Genomic DNA, 13175 nt, shown 5'->3' with positions numbered 1-13175 from the left:
CACGCGGTGGTCGGTCCGATCCCCCAGGAACCGGCCTTCGTCCGTGGTGCGCCGGGGCCTGCCTCTCCGAAGTCACCCACGGCGGCGGGACGGCAGGCCCCCGGTCCAGACCTCCGGGGCCCCTTGCCGACTTTCGACGCCACCGCGGCGCCCCCGTCGTCTACGATCGGCAGGCCGTCGGAACGGGGCCGCGCGGGCGGCAACGGCCGGGGAAAGGCATCGTGCACCTGATCATGATCCGCATGCTCGGTGGTCTCGAGGTGCTGCGCCCCGACGGCACGCTGGTCGAGCCGCGAGCGTGGCGCACGGGCAAGACCGCGGACCTCCTGCGGCTGCTCGCGCTCGAGAACGACCGGCCGGTCCGGGTCGACAGCCTGCTGGCGACGCTGTGGCCCGACGCTCCGGTCGCGCGGGCCCAGGGCAGCCTGCGCACGGCCAGCAGCCAGATCCGGCGGGTGATCGGCACGCACTGCGTCGTCCGCCAGCCGGACTCGCTGGTGCTGCAGGGCGCCTGGGTCGACGTCGGGCACTACCACCGCAACGGCGCCGACGCCGCGGCGGCGTCCCGTGCCGGCGACGTGGAGCGGGTGATGGCCCTGACCCGGATCGCGGAACGGCACTACCGCGGCGACTTCCACGCCCACGACGACCACGCGGCGTGGGCGGTCGCCGAGCGTGAGCGGCTGGCGCTGCGCCGGCACGAGATGTTGTGCGACGCCGCCGACGCCGCCCTCGCCCTCGAGCGACCCCGTGACGCCCTGGAGTTCGCGAGCACGGCGGCCCGGGTCGCCCCGTCCTCGGAGACCGCGCACCGGGCCCTGATGCGGGCCCACGCCGACCTCGGCGAGATCGGCGCCGCCCTCCGGGTCTTCGAGACCTTCCGGCGGCACCTCGCCGACGAGCTCGGCGCCGACCCGTCGGAGCAGACCCGTGCGTTGCACCTGAGCCTGCTGCGTGGCCGGACCGGCTGACGCCGCCTCAGACGGCGCGCAGCTGCACCACGGGCCGGTCCGCGCCCCGCGTCTCGGCGTCGCCGCCCGCGCGGCTGCCGACCAGGACCAGGATGGCCCCGACCACCACGACCAGCACCAGCACTCCTCCGGCAATCATGCGTCCCGACATCTCGCTCCTCCGTTCCGTAGGCGTGCCCCCAGTACAGGTGCTCCGCGCCTGCGGCACCACCTCCCGCCGGGTTGTCCGCCCGCGGCGAGCGGGGCCCGGTGCGTCGTCCCGCTGGTCGAGCGCGGGTCGGGTCGCGGCTCGTGCCGACGACCTCAGGCCAGCAGCTCGGCCACCCGGCGCACCTCGGCGGGGTCGGTGATGCTGAGCAGCAGCGTCGTGACACCGGTCGACTCCCAGTGCGCGACCCGCTCGACGACCTCGGACGGCGTGCCGACGATGTGCATGTCGTCGACGAGCTCGTCGGGGATCAGCGCGGTCGCCTCGTCGCGGCGCCCGGCGAGGTAGTGGGTCTGGACCTCGGCGGCCAGGCTCTCGTAGCCCATCCGCACGAAGACCTGGTTGTGGAAGTTCGCCTCGGCGGCGCCCATCCCGCCCATGTAGAGCGCGACCATCGGCTTGAGGGAGTCGAGCACCTGCTGCTTGCCCGCAGCCGAGTCGACCACCTGGAGGTGGCAGGTCGCGGCGATCTCGAAGGTCTCCCGCGTGCGCCGGGCGCCCGGCCGCGCGAACCCCTCGTCGAGCCACGGCTGGTACAGGTGGGCCGAGCCGGGTGTGTAGAACAGCGGGATCCAGCCGTCGGCGATCTCGGCGGTCTGGGCGACGTTCCTCGGCCCCTCGGCGCCCAGCCAGATCGGGATGTCGGGACGCAGCGGGTGCACGATCGGCTTCAGCGCGCGCCCCAGGCCGACGGCGCCGGGGCCGGCGTACGGCAGCGGGTGGTGCGGCCCGGGGCTGGTGACCGGTGCCTCCCTCGCCAGCACCAGGCGGACGATGTCGACGACCTCACGGGTGCGGGCCAGCGGCTTGGCGAACGGCTCGCCGTACCAGCCCTCGACGACCTGCGGCCCGCTCACGCCCATGCCCAGCACCACCCGACCGCCGCTGAGGTGGTCGAGCGTCAGGGCGTGCATGGCGATCGAGGTCGGTGCCCGCCCCGACATCTGCACGATCGAGGTGCCCAGCCGGACCCGCGTGGTCTCCCGGCCCCACCACGCCAGCGGCGTGAACGCGTCCGAGCCCCAGGCCTCGGCGGTGAAGATCGCGTCGAACCCCGACTCCTCCGCGGCGGCGACGAGCTCGGCGACGCCCTCGGGCGGTCGCGCGCCCCAGTACCCCAGCTGCAGTCCCAGCTTCATGGGCTCACTCTGGCACGACGCGGCGCGGGTCGCCGCTCACGTGTACAGGCAGAACGGGTGGCCGGCCGGGTCGAGGAGCACCCGCACGTCGTCCTGCGGCTGGTGCTCGACGAGCCGGCCACCGAGCTCGACGGCGTGCTGGACGGCGGCGTCCAGGTCGCCCACCTCGAAGTCGAGGTGCAGCATCTGTCGCGGGCGCCCCGGCTCCGCGGGCCACACCGGCGGCTCGTAGGCGGCCCCGGCCCGCTGGAACCCCAGGTAGGCGACGCCCTGACCGGCGTCGAGGACCACCTCGTCGTCGTCCTCGTGGTGGATCCGCCAGCCCAGCAGCTCGCTGTAGAAGCGGCCGACCGCCCGCGGGTCCGGCGCCTCGACCTGCACGCCCCACCAGTCCGTGCGCTCCCACCGCTCGGTGCTCTCCTCGCCCGCGTCGCGTCCTCGCACGTCGCGAACCTAGTGCGCGTTCACCCGTCGCGAACAGACCTTCCGGCCCGGCGCCCGGGCGCCTAGCCTCCGGACATGGGTGACCTCCTCGCACTTCCGCACCCCCCGCACCCCCCGCACCACGAGCCCGGGCGCCGGCAGCCCGAGCCCCTCTGGCGCGAGGTCGTCGGCCACGAGCTGCGGGCCGAGCGCCGGCGCCAGGACCGCACGCTCGCCGACGTCGCCGGCGAGGCGGGCATCTCGGTGCAGTACCTCTCCGAGGTCGAGCGCGGGCTGAAGGAGCCGAGCTCGGAGATCCTCGGTGCCGTGCACGGTGCGCTCGGGCTGCGGCTCGTCGAGCTCACCAGCCGGGTCAGCCGGGCCCTCGGGCCCACCGGCCCGGTCGCCCTCGCGGCCTGACCGGTCAGTACCCCGGGAAGACGGCGCGGAGCCCGTCGAGGGTGACGTTGCCCGCCACCTCGACGTCGCCGGGCGTGTGCTCCGGACCGAGTCGGCCGGCCAGCAGCCGGACGAACGCCTCCACCGGTCCGTTGAAGGTCGCCGTCGGCGCGACCGGGGGCTCCGCGACCAGCTCGACGCCGTCGCCGATCGACAGGCCGTGCCCGGCCACCGCGAGGACCACCGGCTCGGCGACGGCGTCCGGGCGGCTCGAGAAGCCGAGCATCATCGCCATCGGTCCGGCGTGCAGCTCGAGCAGCGTCCCTGCCGCCTCCTCGTCGAGGCCGGCCTCCGGGTCGAACCCGACACGGACGTCCCAGTCGTGGTGCGCCACCTCGCTGAGCCGCATCCCGGCCGCCAGCACCAGTGGCACCGGGGCCGGCAGGAAGCCCAGGTCGACCTGCAGCAACCGGCGCTGCTCGTCGTCGAGGCCCTCGAGCGTCGCGACCAGCACCTCGTCGTGCTCGATGAACCCCGTCGCCTGCTCACGCGGCGACAGCGCGTTCCAGCGGTCCCACACGGCCTGCGGTCCGTCCGAGGGCACCTCGGCGCCCGTCGCAGCCATGGCCACGGGCCGCAGGGTGATCTCGGCGCCGCTGCCGAGGTGGGACAGCACGTCGCAGACCCGCCACTCCGACGCGCCGCTCGGGGCGGTGAGCGCCGCGTCGTCGAGGGTCGCCACCAGGCCGGCGAGGTCGTCGTGGCGCGAGCGGAGCGAGCTGATGACGCGATCGGCGAGGGTCATGCTGGCGAGGGTAGCGAGCGGGCGGCAACCGACGGCGCGCCCTTGCGGCTGTCGAGGACGGCGTCCGCCATCCCGTACGCGACGGCGGCCGGTGCGGTCAGCACCAGGTCGCGGTCGGTGTCGAGACGCAGCCGGCCGACGTCGACGCCGGTGTGCCGGCTCAGCAGGCCCTCCATCTCCCCGCGCAGCCGGACGATCTCCTTGGCCTGCACGGCGAGGTCGGGCAGCGTGCCGCGCCCGCCGCCGGCCGGCTGGTCGAGCACGACGCGCGCGTGCGGCAGCAGCGTGCGCCGTCCCGGCTCCCCCGCCGCGAGCAGCAGGGCGGACGACGACCCGACCTGGCCCACGCACGTGGTCGCCACCGGGGACCGGATGAACTGCAGGGTGTCGTAGATCGCCAGCACCGCGGTGACGCTGCCGCCCGGCGAGTTGAGGTACAGGCTGATCGGCTGGTCGGGGCTCTCGGACTCCAGGTGCAGCAGCTGGGCGATGACGACGTTCGCGACGCCGTCGTCGACCTCGGTGCCGAGGTAGACGATCCGGTCACCCAGGAGGCGGCTGTAGACGTCGACGGCGCGCTCGCCGCGCACCGTCCGCTCGACGACGCTGGGAATGGTGTAGCTGCTCATGCCGAGCGCTCCATCCCGAACGCGATGCCCGCCCGCGACGGCACCACCGAGGCGACCTCGGTGAGCACGTGGTCGACGAACCCGTAGTCGCGCGCCTCCTCGGCGGTGAACCAGCGGTCGCGCAGCGCGTCGCGCTCCACCCTCTCGACCGGCTGGCCGGTGTGCTCGGCGGTGATCGCCATCATCACGTTCTTCATGTGCTCGAGGTTCTCGGCCTGGATCTCGATGTCGACGGCGGTGCCGCCGATCCCGGCCGAGCCCTGGTGCAGGAGGATCCGGCTGTTCGGGAGCGCGAACCTCTTGCCCGGAGTGCCGGCGGTGAGGAGGAACTGCCCCATGCTCGCGGCCAGGCCCATCGCCAGGGTCGCGACGTCGTTCGGGATCAGCCGCATCGTGTCGTAGACGGCCAGGCCGGCCGAGACCGAGCCGCCCGGCGAGTTCACGTAGAGGCTGATGTCGCGGTGCGGGTCCTCCGCGGAGAGCAGCAGCAGCTCGGCGCAGATCTTGTTGGCGATCTCGTCGTCGACCTCCTGGCCGAGGACGATGATCCGCTGGTGCAGCAGTCGGTCGGCGGCGCTGAGGCCGGTCGCGGTGGTGGTCATGGCTCCAGCCTGCGAGCCGTGGGTCGCCCCGCCCAGGGAATCTGCTCGGAGCGGATCCGCCCGCGGCGGAACCCCGCCGGCCGACCGACTACCGTAGCCGCGTGATCGAGCTCAGGACCCCTGCCCAGATCGAGGAGATGCGCCCCGCCGGCCGCTTCGTCGCCTCGGTGATCTCCGCGCTCGCGGAGCGGGCCGACGTCGGCATGAACCTCCTCGAGCTCGACGCGATCGCACACGAGATGATCCGTGAGGCCGGCGCCGAGTCCTGCTACATCGACTACCACCCCAGCTTCGGCGCCTCCCCGTTCGGCAAGGTGCTGTGCACCTCGGTCAACGACGCCGTCCTGCACGGGCTCCCCCACGACTACGTCCTGAAGGACGGCGACCTGCTCTCCGTCGACTTCGCCGCCTCCGTCGACGGCTGGGTCTCCGACTCCGCCGTCTCCGTCGTCGTGGGCACGCCGCGCGAGGAGGACCTCCGACTGATCGAGGTCACCGGCCGCGCCCTGGACGCCGGCATCGAGTGGGCCCGCCCCGGCGCCCGGATGGGTGACATCTCGCACGCCATCGGCGAGGTCGCGCGCGCCGCCGGACTCGGCGTCAACCTGCAGTTCGGCGGGCACGGCGTCGGGCGCACGATGCACGGCGACCCGCACGTGGCCAACGACGGCCGGCCCGGCCGCGGGTTCAAGCTCAAGGAGGGCCTGGTCATCGCGATCGAGCCCTGGTTCATGCACACCACCGACGCGATCTACACCGACCCCGACGGCTGGACCCTCCGCAGCGCCGACGGCTCGCGAGGCGCCCACATGGAGCACACGGTGGCGATCACCGCCGACGGGCCGCTGGTCCTCACCGCCCGCGGCTGACCCGGGCGGGTCCGACCTCCACGGCCCGGCCTCCGGGCCCGCCCTCGAGGCCCGGCCTCTAGGCTCGTGCCGTGAGCATGCAGCAGCCCGAGCGACGGTCGAAGCACCTCATCGACCCGTCGGTGCCCCGCAAGCGGGCGACGCCGGAGGAGGTGGCGCGGCTGGAGCGGGTGCAGCGGACGGTGCTGTCGGTCCTGGTCGGGACGACGATCTTCCACCTCGCGATCGGGCTGGTGCTCGCGGCGGTCTTCATCGACGACTCCGAGCGGGTCGCGCAGGTCGGCCTGTGCATCCTCGGCGGCGGCTTCGGCGTGGTGGCCTTCGCGGCCGCCTTCGTCATCCACCGCCGGCCGGTGCTCAGCCCGTGGCTGCTGCTCGGGTTCGTGCCCACGGTCGTCGGGCTGGTCGTCGTCCTGCGCTGAAGGACGGCGTGTGACTGACGAGACACGGCCAGATCGCCGATCTCGCGCCCGCGCCCGCCGCGGCTGCCTAGGCTGGAGCCATGATCGGCACCGACGACGCCCAGGCCCCAAACGACCACTCCGACGGGATCGGCACGGCCGCCGCCGAGCTCGACGACTACCCCGTCGGGAGCGTCGCCAGCCCGACGCGCACGCGCGTCGTCTGACGCCGCGCGCCCCGACCCGTGGGCGGCCTCAGTGCCGCAGCTGCGGGTCTGCTGCGTCCCGGGCCGCCGCCGCCACCCGGGCGACGTGGCCGGGCCAGTCGTACCCGTCGTCCAGGTTGGGGTCGCCGGCCCGCCGCCCGGCACTGCCGTCGATGAGCTCGCGCAGGATGTCGGCGTGCCCGGCATGACGGTAGGTCTCGGTCGTCGTGTGCACCAGCACCTGGTGCAGCGTGACGGCGGCGTCCTCGGCCGGCCACCACGGCACCCGCCCCACCGACGCGAGGTCGTGGCTCGCGAACGTCTCGGCGGCGTGCGCCCAGGCCGTGCGGTAGAGCCCGACGACGAAGTCCCGGGACTCCGAGGCGGGGACCCAGAGGTCCTCGTTCGGGTCGGCGTCGTCGGCGTGCCAGGGCAGCGGCACCGGGCTCGGGCGACCGAAGGTGTCGCCGAAGTAGCCGAGCTCGACGCTGGCGACGTGCTTGACCAGGCCGAGCAGGTTGGTGCCGGTCGGCGTCAGCGGGCGCCGTACGTCGTGCTCGTCGAGTCCGTCGAGCTTCCACAGCAGCGCCTCGCGGGCGGTCTGGAGGTACTCGACGAGGGTGTCCTTCGGGTCGGGCAGCGTCATGACCCCACCTTCGCACCGTCGGGTCCCCCTACGGGCGCGGGGCCGCCGGTGCGGGGCTGACCGCGGCCGACACCCGGCGCAGCAGGGTGCGCAGGACCTCGACGTCCTCGAGCGGAAGGCCCACGGCCTCCGCGATCCGACAGCGGACGTCCTCGGCGTGCGCGCTCAGCGCACGTCCGTCCGCGGTGAGAGCGACGACGACCGCGCGCTCGTCGTCCGCGCTGCGCCGACGGGTCAGCAACCCCGCCGACTCGAGGCGGCGCAGCAGCGGGGTGAGGGTGGCGTGGTCGAGGCGCAGCACCGTCGACAGCTCCTTGATCCGCCGCTCGTCGCGCTCCCACAGCACCGCGAGCACGAGGTACTGCGGGTAGGTCAGGCCCAGCTCGCCGAGGATCGGACGGTACGCGGCCGTCACGGCCCGCGAGGCGGCGTAGAGGTCGAAGCAGAGGAAGTCGTCGAGGTCGTCGTCGGGCATGCCTGGAATATTACGTGTTCGCAAGTATCTTGTGTACGACAGAACTGCTCACCACCTCGAGAGGACACCCCGATGCCCACACGCACCGCCCGCACCGCCTGGAACGGCTCGCTCCAGGAGGGCTCCGGCCAGGTGGAGCTCACCAGCTCCCGGGCCGGCACCTACGACGTCTCGTTCCCGAAGCGCGCGGCCGACGACGCCGGGGGCGCCACCAGCCCCGAGGAGCTGATCGCCGCTGCCCACTCCGCGTGCTACGCGATGAGCCTGTCCAACGAGATCGCCACCGCCGGCGGCACCCCGCAGGCACTCGACGTGACCGCCGACGTGACGCTCGGCCCGGACCCCGACGGCGGCTTCCGGCTGACCGGGATCACCCTCAAGGTCGTCGGCGAGGTCGAGGGGCTCGACGAGGCCGGCTTCCGCGCGGCCGCCGAGACCGCCAAGCAGGGCTGCCCGGTCAGCAAGGCGCTCACCGGGGTCGAGATCACCCTCGAGGCCTCGCTCGAGGCCTAACCGGCTCCCCATCCCGCGGGGTTCGCTACGGCTTGCGACCGAGGACGTAGAGCCGTTCCGTGGACTCGCCGCGGGCCGACACCGGCCCGCGGCGGTACCACTCGACGTCGACCAGCCCGGCCCGCTCGAGCACGGCGACGACGTCCGCCGGCTCGTGGAAGACGAAGTCGAGGTCGACCTCCTGGTCGAACCAGGAGCTGTTGGTCCTGACCTCCGCGCCGGCGTGCAGCGCGAGCACCAGCCACCCGTCGCCCCGGACCGGGCGCACCAGCGCCTCGACGGCACCGGGCAGCTCGGAGGCCGCGAGGTGGATCAGCGAGTACCAGCCGAGCACGGCGGCCCACCCCGAACCGTTCAGCGGCCGCATCAGGGCGCGCAGGTCGCCGACCTCGTACACGCCGTCGGGGAAGCGGCGCCGGGCCTCCTCGACCATCTCGGGCGTGAGGTCGATCCCGGTGGCGTCCGCGCCCGCGTCCGCGAGGTACGCCGTCACGTGTCCCGGCCCGCACCCGACCTCGACCACGGGGTCGGTGCCGGCGTGCGCGGCCACCCGGTCGAGCAGCCAGCGCTCGAACGGCAGGTCCGCCAGCTCGTCGGTGAGCGCGTCGGCGTACGACGCGGCGATCGCGCCGTACGACGCCCGCACCTTGGCGTCCCGGACGTCCGCGCCGCCCGCGATCACGACGTCGCGGTCGACGTCGGGTGCGGCCCCGACCGGAGCCGCCGACACCTGGTCGACCGGACCGAGCAGGTGCACCCACCGGGCGTCCTGCTCACGGGGCTGGCGCGGCAGCTGCTCGACCAGCGGCTGCTCCCGGGTGGCCATCCGCTGCAGGCAGGCCGCGACCTCGTCGCGGTCGGCGAAGGGGTGCAGCCGCTCGGTGCGGCTGCGCAGCGCACCCGGTGGCTGCGCGCCGCGCAGCAGCAGCACCGTGAGCAGGGCCCGCTCGTCGTCGGCGAGGTCGAGCCGGACGCTCAGCGTCTGCACGTACTTGAGGGTGCGCCGTCCCCTGTCGTCCCACGTGACGGCGGCCAGCTCGCCCTGCTTGAGCGTGCGCAGCGTCTCGTGGACGACCCGCTCGTCGTAGTCGGTCACCGGCTCGCGGCTGCTCGACTGGTTGCAGCCGGTGCGGACGGCGTTCACGGTCATCGGGTACGACGCCGGGACGGTGACCTCCTTCTCCAGGAGCACCCCCAGGACGCGCTGCTCCTCGGCGGTCAGGACGGGAAGGTCGCTCACGCGACGCAGACTAGTGCGCCGCCGCGAGCGTGCGCACCGTCCCCGCCTCGGGGTCCCAGCGGCGCAGCGTGGTGAGGGTGAGCGCCACCTCGCCGGGGCCGAGCGCGTCGACGACCTCCTGGGTGCGCTCGCGCGGCACCCGGCGCGCGAGGCTGACGTGCGGCAGCCAGCCCCGGTGCCGCTCGGGGGACGTCGCCATCGAGGCGCGCAGGTCGAGCACCGCGCGCACCACGGCGTCGTCGACGTCGAGCAGGCGCGCCACCGTGACCTGGACGCCGCCGAGCAGCGCCAACCCCGACGCGCGCACGGTCAGCGGGAGCAGGGCGCCGAGCAGGTCGACGGCGCGGGCCTCGTCCGGGTCCGCGATCGCCGGCACCGCCACGACCGTGACGTGCGGCGCGTTCGTCGTGCCGCGGTGGTCGAGCATCGAGGGCAGCCCGGCGTCGCGGAGCCGCTGCCAGTCGGCGCGGACGGCGGCGTCCCCGGCGGCGTCCGGGACCAGCTCGAGGGCGTGCAGGCGCGGCATCAGGCACCCCCGGCCGCGGGGGTCACGACAGCCACCGCTTCGCCCGCCGGGAGTGGACCGCCTTGGTCGCGGCGTCCATCCGGTCGTAGGCGCTCGTCACGAAGTGCGCGCGGGCGTTGCCCTCGAAGACCTCACGGTGGTCGCGCACGAAGGTCCAGTAGAGGGCGTCCCAGTCGGCGGCCCAGTCGCTCCCCCAGCCGGCCGAGCCGTAGTCACCCATCTTCCGCAGGTAGTTGCTGCCCGAGACGTAGGGCTTGGTCGTGATGGCCGCGCCGGCGGAGAACTGGCTCATCGCGTGCACGTTGGGCACCATCACCCAGTCGTAGGCGTCGACGAACATCTCCATGAACCACTCGTGCACGGCCTCGGGGTCGGTGCGCAGCAGGGCCATCGCGTTGCCGAGCACCATCAGCCGCTCGATGTGGTGGGCGTAGCCGTTCTCCAGCACCCGTCCGACGACGTGGTCGACCGGCGCGAGACCGGTCTCGGCGGTCCACCAGCCGGGCGCCAGCGGGCGGGCGTGTGCGAGGTGGTTGCGGCTGCGGAGGCGGCGTCCGTGCAGCACGTACGTCGCCCGCATGTACTCCCGCCATCCGATGACCTGCCGCACGAAGCCCTCGACGCTGGCGATCGGCACGTCGTTGGCCCTGCCCACCTCGAGGGCCCGGGTCAGCACGTGGCGCGGGCTGAGGAGGCCGATGTTGAGGCCGGGGGTGAGCAGGGAGTGGAACAGGAACGGGTGCTCGGTGGACAGGGCGTCCTCGTAGGGACCGAACTCGTGGAACCGCTCGGCGAGGAACTGCTCGAGGCCGGCCGAGGCCTCGGCGTGGCTCGTCGGCCAGGCGAACGCCGCCGCGTTGCCCGGGTTGTCGGGGAACGCCTCGTCCACCCAGGCGATCGCGTCGTCGACGGCGGGGTGCCGGTCGGGCGGCAGCGCCTCGGGCACCGGGTGGTTCCGCGGCAGCTTCCTGCGGTTGTCCTCGTCGAAGGACCACCGGCCGCCGACCGGGCCGTCGCCGTCCATCAGGACGTCGAGGCGGCGCCGCTGCCACTCGTAGAAGCTGCTCATCCGCGGGCGTCGTCCCTCGAAGTGGGCGGCGAGCTGGGCGCGGGTGGTGAGGAAGTTCGGCGTCTCGCGCACGTCGTCGGCGCTGAGGGTCAACCCGGCGTCGCCGACGGCGGCGACCAGGTCGCGGCCCAGCCAGTCGTCGACGACGTCGTGCACGCCGACCTCGGTGGCGCCCAGCGCGCGCAGCGTGCCGGCCAGGGCGGCCCGCGACGTCGTGGCGGCGTCGGTGCGCAGGTGCTCCACCTCGTGCCCGCGGCCGCGCAGCCGCTCGGCGAACCGCACCATCGACGCGCGGTGCAGCACCAGCTTCTGCCGGTGGAACCGGTACTGGCGGAACAGCAGGTCGTGCTCGACCAGCACGAACGTCGTCCCCGCCGGGGCGTCGAGGTGGGTCTCGAAGAGCTGGTGCGGGAGGACGAGGCGCACGGGTCGGTCGGCCATGCCGCGACCGTAGCGAGCGGCGGCTCCGACCAGGTCACCCCGAGCGGCGGCAGGTCGACCAGGTCGCCGACCCGATCCTCGCGCCGGCGAGGACCTGCCGGTGCCGGCTCACGCCGCCGCGAGGGCGAGCGAGACGAGCGACACGGTCCACGACACGAAGCTGCCGACGAGGAAGTACTCGGTGACCTCGTGGATGCCCGGCTCCGGCGGGGCGGTGCCGCCGCCGCGCGCCCGGGCGGCGGGGTCGCGGGAGGCCTGCAGCTCCGGGAACCGGAGCAGGCCCTTCGCCGCGATCACGACGCTGGCGGCCGTGACCTCGCCGGCCATCCCGAGACCGACGATGAAGACCCGCTCCATCGGGCCGAGCAGGCGCCCGCCCTTGAGCGCCGGTGCCGCGCCCGCGGTGGACCGCAGCGGGTGCGTGGTGCCGGTGGCGCCGAGCACCAGGCGGACCACGACGTTGCCGGTCGACAGCTGGACGAGCAGGACGCCGGCGACGAGCACGGCCCGCCCCGGGTCGCCGGCGAGGCCGGACAGGAGCGGGAAGGCGGAGGCGTCGAGCCAGTCGGCCAGGACCCCTCCGGTCGGTGCCGGCGCGGCCGAGGCCAGCAGGGCGCCGGCCACCGCCAGCGCCAGCACGAGCAGGGGACGGCCGTAGCGGCGCGCACCGAACCCGTGCGTGACGCTCTCGCCCCAGGCCACCGCCGCGACGGCGACCGCGAGCACGCCGACCGCTCCCCCGGCCCCGGCCGGGCCGAGCGAGCCGGCCCCGGTGACGAGCCCGAGGGCGACCACCGCCGCGGCCGCGGCCGCCTCGGCCACGCGGGGGCGTCGGGTCCAGGAGTAGACGAGGTCGGTCAGGCCGACCCCGACCAGCAGCAGTCCGAGCCACGTCACGCCAGGTCCTCCAACCACTCGCTCATCGCCAGCACGACGCCGATGCCGTCGCGACGGACGCGCTGCGAGACGGCCGAGGCCGAGACCCCCTGCTCCGTGGCGAGCTCGCGCTGCGTCCGTCCGTCCAGCAGACCACGCAGCACCGACAGCGACCGCTCGTCGAGCCGCCCGACGAGCTCGTCACGCGCGAGGAGCGCGGCCTCGACCGCGCCCGCCGGCTCCTCGACGTCGGCCGAGCGGTACGCCGTCCGCGCACCGCGGGTGGCCGCGCGCGAGGCTCGCCCGCTGACGGCCTCGATCGCGGCCCGCGCCGCCCACCAGCCGGGCCCGTCCTCGATCCCCGCGGCGGGGTCGAGGACGGCGGTGGGCCCGCGCCCGATCCCGTGCCGCACGTCGTGGGCCGGGAGGAGCGTCACCCGCAGGTCCAGCGCGACGGCGGTGGCCACCCCGAGGCTGGGGACGGTCCCCTGGTACTCGTCGCCGACGGTGATCCGCAGGTCGGTCCCGCGGCGCCCGTTCACCGCCGCGACGGCCGCGCCCAGGGCACGGTGGAGGCCGGGCCGGTCGGCGGCGGCGCGGGAGCCGACCACGTCACCGATGACCACCACGTGGTTCATTCCGCTCATGTGAACACGATACCTTCATTTGCTCCGAATGAAGCGATCGACTTCACCGCGGAGCCCGCGCGCCCCCTGGGCCCGGAGCGCCCGGGCCCA

Annotated in this window: 19 protein-coding genes; 6 read left to right on the top strand and 13 right to left on the bottom strand. The window is 74.4% G+C overall.

The window, feature by feature from the left end:
* The first annotated feature begins 233 nt into the window (after positions 1-233).
* The gene (locus E4623_RS07665; protein ID WP_134765929.1) at positions 234-971 is read left to right on the top strand and encodes a BTAD domain-containing putative transcriptional regulator; all 738 of its coding nucleotides are present in this window, start codon (positions 234-236) and stop codon (positions 969-971) included.
* 7 nt (positions 972-978) lie between these two features.
* On the opposite strand, the gene E4623_RS23320 is transcribed toward E4623_RS07665, so the two are convergent.
* From E4623_RS23320 to E4623_RS07655, 3 genes are all read right to left on the bottom strand, one after another.
* On the bottom strand, positions 979-1110 hold the full coding sequence (locus E4623_RS23320) for a hypothetical protein (protein WP_280633643.1): 132 nt from the start codon (positions 1108-1110) through the stop codon (positions 979-981).
* A 164-nt stretch (positions 1111-1274) separates the two neighbouring features.
* Entirely contained in the window at positions 1275-2318 is a 1044-nt protein-coding gene (locus E4623_RS07660; RefSeq protein ID WP_134765928.1) for an LLM class F420-dependent oxidoreductase, read from the bottom strand.
* 36 nt (positions 2319-2354) lie between these two features.
* Entirely contained in the window at positions 2355-2762 is a 408-nt protein-coding gene (locus E4623_RS07655; protein WP_134765927.1) for a VOC family protein, read from the bottom strand.
* 75 nt (positions 2763-2837) lie between these two features.
* On the opposite strand from E4623_RS07655, the gene E4623_RS07650 reads away from it, so the two are divergent.
* A complete protein-coding gene (locus E4623_RS07650) occupies positions 2838-3161 on the top strand; it encodes a helix-turn-helix transcriptional regulator (RefSeq protein WP_134765926.1) in 324 nt (107 codons plus the stop codon).
* Between the two features lie 4 nt (positions 3162-3165).
* Here the strand turns inward: E4623_RS07650 and E4623_RS07645 are convergent, their stop codons facing one another.
* From E4623_RS07645 to E4623_RS07635, 3 genes are read right to left on the bottom strand one after another with little or no spacing between them, the layout of a single operon-like run.
* The gene (locus E4623_RS07645; protein WP_134765925.1) at positions 3166-3945 is read right to left on the bottom strand and encodes a maleylpyruvate isomerase family mycothiol-dependent enzyme; all 780 of its coding nucleotides are present in this window, start codon (positions 3943-3945) and stop codon (positions 3166-3168) included.
* Positions 3942-4574, bottom strand: a complete 633-nt coding sequence (locus E4623_RS07640; RefSeq protein ID WP_134765924.1) for an ATP-dependent Clp protease proteolytic subunit — start codon at positions 4572-4574, stop codon at positions 3942-3944. The genes E4623_RS07645 and E4623_RS07640 overlap by 4 nt, the downstream gene beginning before the upstream one ends.
* Entirely contained in the window at positions 4571-5176 is a 606-nt protein-coding gene (locus tag E4623_RS07635; protein WP_134765923.1) for an ATP-dependent Clp protease proteolytic subunit, read from the bottom strand. Before E4623_RS07635 ends, E4623_RS07640 begins: the two co-directional genes overlap by 4 nt.
* Before the next feature lie 101 nt (positions 5177-5277).
* Here E4623_RS07635 and map point away from each other — a divergent pair, with 101 nt between their 5' ends.
* From map to E4623_RS23315, 3 genes are all read left to right on the top strand, one after another.
* The gene (gene map / locus E4623_RS07630; protein ID WP_134765922.1) at positions 5278-6045 is read left to right on the top strand and encodes a type I methionyl aminopeptidase; all 768 of its coding nucleotides are present in this window, start codon (positions 5278-5280) and stop codon (positions 6043-6045) included.
* A gap of 77 nt (positions 6046-6122) precedes the next feature.
* Complete coding sequence (locus E4623_RS07625; RefSeq protein WP_134766429.1) at positions 6123-6467, top strand: hypothetical protein; 345 nt, start codon at positions 6123-6125, stop codon at positions 6465-6467.
* A gap of 80 nt (positions 6468-6547) precedes the next feature.
* On the top strand, positions 6548-6673 hold the full coding sequence (locus E4623_RS23315) for a hypothetical protein (protein WP_280633642.1): 126 nt from the start codon (positions 6548-6550) through the stop codon (positions 6671-6673).
* Positions 6674-6701: 28 nt separating this feature from the next.
* Here E4623_RS23315 and E4623_RS07620 read toward each other — a convergent pair whose 3' ends face one another.
* Positions 6702-7298: a DinB family protein gene (locus tag E4623_RS07620; RefSeq protein ID WP_134765921.1), complete on the bottom strand. Its 597-nt coding sequence runs from the start codon at positions 7296-7298 to the stop codon at positions 6702-6704.
* 28 nt (positions 7299-7326) lie between these two features.
* Complete coding sequence (locus E4623_RS07615) at positions 7327-7773, bottom strand: MarR family transcriptional regulator (protein ID WP_134765920.1); 447 nt, start codon at positions 7771-7773, stop codon at positions 7327-7329.
* A gap of 72 nt (positions 7774-7845) precedes the next feature.
* Between E4623_RS07615 and E4623_RS07610 the strand changes: the two genes are divergently transcribed.
* Positions 7846-8286, top strand: coding sequence for an OsmC family peroxiredoxin (locus E4623_RS07610; RefSeq protein WP_134765919.1), 441 nt, complete (start codon positions 7846-7848; stop codon positions 8284-8286).
* Positions 8287-8311: 25 nt separating this feature from the next.
* On the opposite strand, the gene E4623_RS07605 is transcribed toward E4623_RS07610, so the two are convergent.
* From E4623_RS07605 to E4623_RS07585, 5 genes are all read right to left on the bottom strand, one after another.
* Complete coding sequence (locus E4623_RS07605) at positions 8312-9526, bottom strand: DUF480 domain-containing protein (protein WP_134765918.1); 1215 nt, start codon at positions 9524-9526, stop codon at positions 8312-8314.
* Positions 9527-9536: 10 nt separating this feature from the next.
* The gene (locus E4623_RS07600) at positions 9537-10052 is read right to left on the bottom strand and encodes a 2'-5' RNA ligase family protein (RefSeq protein ID WP_134765917.1); all 516 of its coding nucleotides are present in this window, start codon (positions 10050-10052) and stop codon (positions 9537-9539) included.
* A gap of 22 nt (positions 10053-10074) precedes the next feature.
* A complete protein-coding gene (locus E4623_RS07595) occupies positions 10075-11562 on the bottom strand; it encodes a cryptochrome/photolyase family protein (RefSeq protein ID WP_134765916.1) in 1488 nt (495 codons plus the stop codon).
* A gap of 108 nt (positions 11563-11670) precedes the next feature.
* Entirely contained in the window at positions 11671-12459 is a 789-nt protein-coding gene (locus tag E4623_RS07590; RefSeq protein WP_134765915.1) for a hypothetical protein, read from the bottom strand.
* Entirely contained in the window at positions 12456-13085 is a 630-nt protein-coding gene (locus tag E4623_RS07585; protein ID WP_134765914.1) for a SatD family protein, read from the bottom strand. Before E4623_RS07585 ends, E4623_RS07590 begins: the two co-directional genes overlap by 4 nt.
* Between the last annotated feature and the right edge of the window lie 90 nt (positions 13086-13175).

The sequence above is a fragment of the Nocardioides sp. 1609 genome, from assembly GCF_004522105.1.
Taxonomy (GTDB): domain Bacteria; phylum Actinomycetota; class Actinomycetes; order Propionibacteriales; family Nocardioidaceae; genus Nocardioides.
Note: the sequence above shows the minus strand (reverse complement) of the source record. Positions and strands in the feature narration are given on the sequence as shown.

Coding starts and splice junctions, on each gene's coding strand:
- E4623_RS07660 (WP_134765928.1), bottom strand. CDS start 2,318: ATGAAGCTGGGACTGCAGCTGGGGTACTGGGGCGCGCGACCGCCCGAG.
- E4623_RS07625 (WP_134766429.1), top strand. CDS start 6,123: ATGCAGCAGCCCGAGCGACGGTCGAAGCACCTCATCGACCCGTCGGTG.
- E4623_RS07600 (WP_134765917.1), bottom strand. CDS start 10,052: ATGCCGCGCCTGCACGCCCTCGAGCTGGTCCCGGACGCCGCCGGGGAC.
- E4623_RS07640 (WP_134765924.1), bottom strand. CDS start 4,574: ATGAGCAGCTACACCATTCCCAGCGTCGTCGAGCGGACGGTGCGCGGC.
- E4623_RS23315 (WP_280633642.1), top strand. CDS start 6,548: ATGATCGGCACCGACGACGCCCAGGCCCCAAACGACCACTCCGACGGG.
- E4623_RS23320 (WP_280633643.1), bottom strand. CDS start 1,110: ATGATTGCCGGAGGAGTGCTGGTGCTGGTCGTGGTGGTCGGGGCCATC.
- E4623_RS07595 (WP_134765916.1), bottom strand. CDS start 11,562: ATGGCCGACCGACCCGTGCGCCTCGTCCTCCCGCACCAGCTCTTCGAG.
- E4623_RS07610 (WP_134765919.1), top strand. CDS start 7,846: ATGCCCACACGCACCGCCCGCACCGCCTGGAACGGCTCGCTCCAGGAG.
- E4623_RS07650 (WP_134765926.1), top strand. CDS start 2,838: ATGGGTGACCTCCTCGCACTTCCGCACCCCCCGCACCCCCCGCACCAC.
- E4623_RS07635 (WP_134765923.1), bottom strand. CDS start 5,176: ATGACCACCACCGCGACCGGCCTCAGCGCCGCCGACCGACTGCTGCAC.
- E4623_RS07615 (WP_134765920.1), bottom strand. CDS start 7,773: ATGCCCGACGACGACCTCGACGACTTCCTCTGCTTCGACCTCTACGCC.
- E4623_RS07645 (WP_134765925.1), bottom strand. CDS start 3,945: ATGACCCTCGCCGATCGCGTCATCAGCTCGCTCCGCTCGCGCCACGAC.
- E4623_RS07585 (WP_134765914.1), bottom strand. CDS start 13,085: ATGAGCGGAATGAACCACGTGGTGGTCATCGGTGACGTGGTCGGCTCC.
- E4623_RS07665 (WP_134765929.1), top strand. CDS start 234: ATGATCCGCATGCTCGGTGGTCTCGAGGTGCTGCGCCCCGACGGCACG.
- E4623_RS07620 (WP_134765921.1), bottom strand. CDS start 7,298: ATGACGCTGCCCGACCCGAAGGACACCCTCGTCGAGTACCTCCAGACC.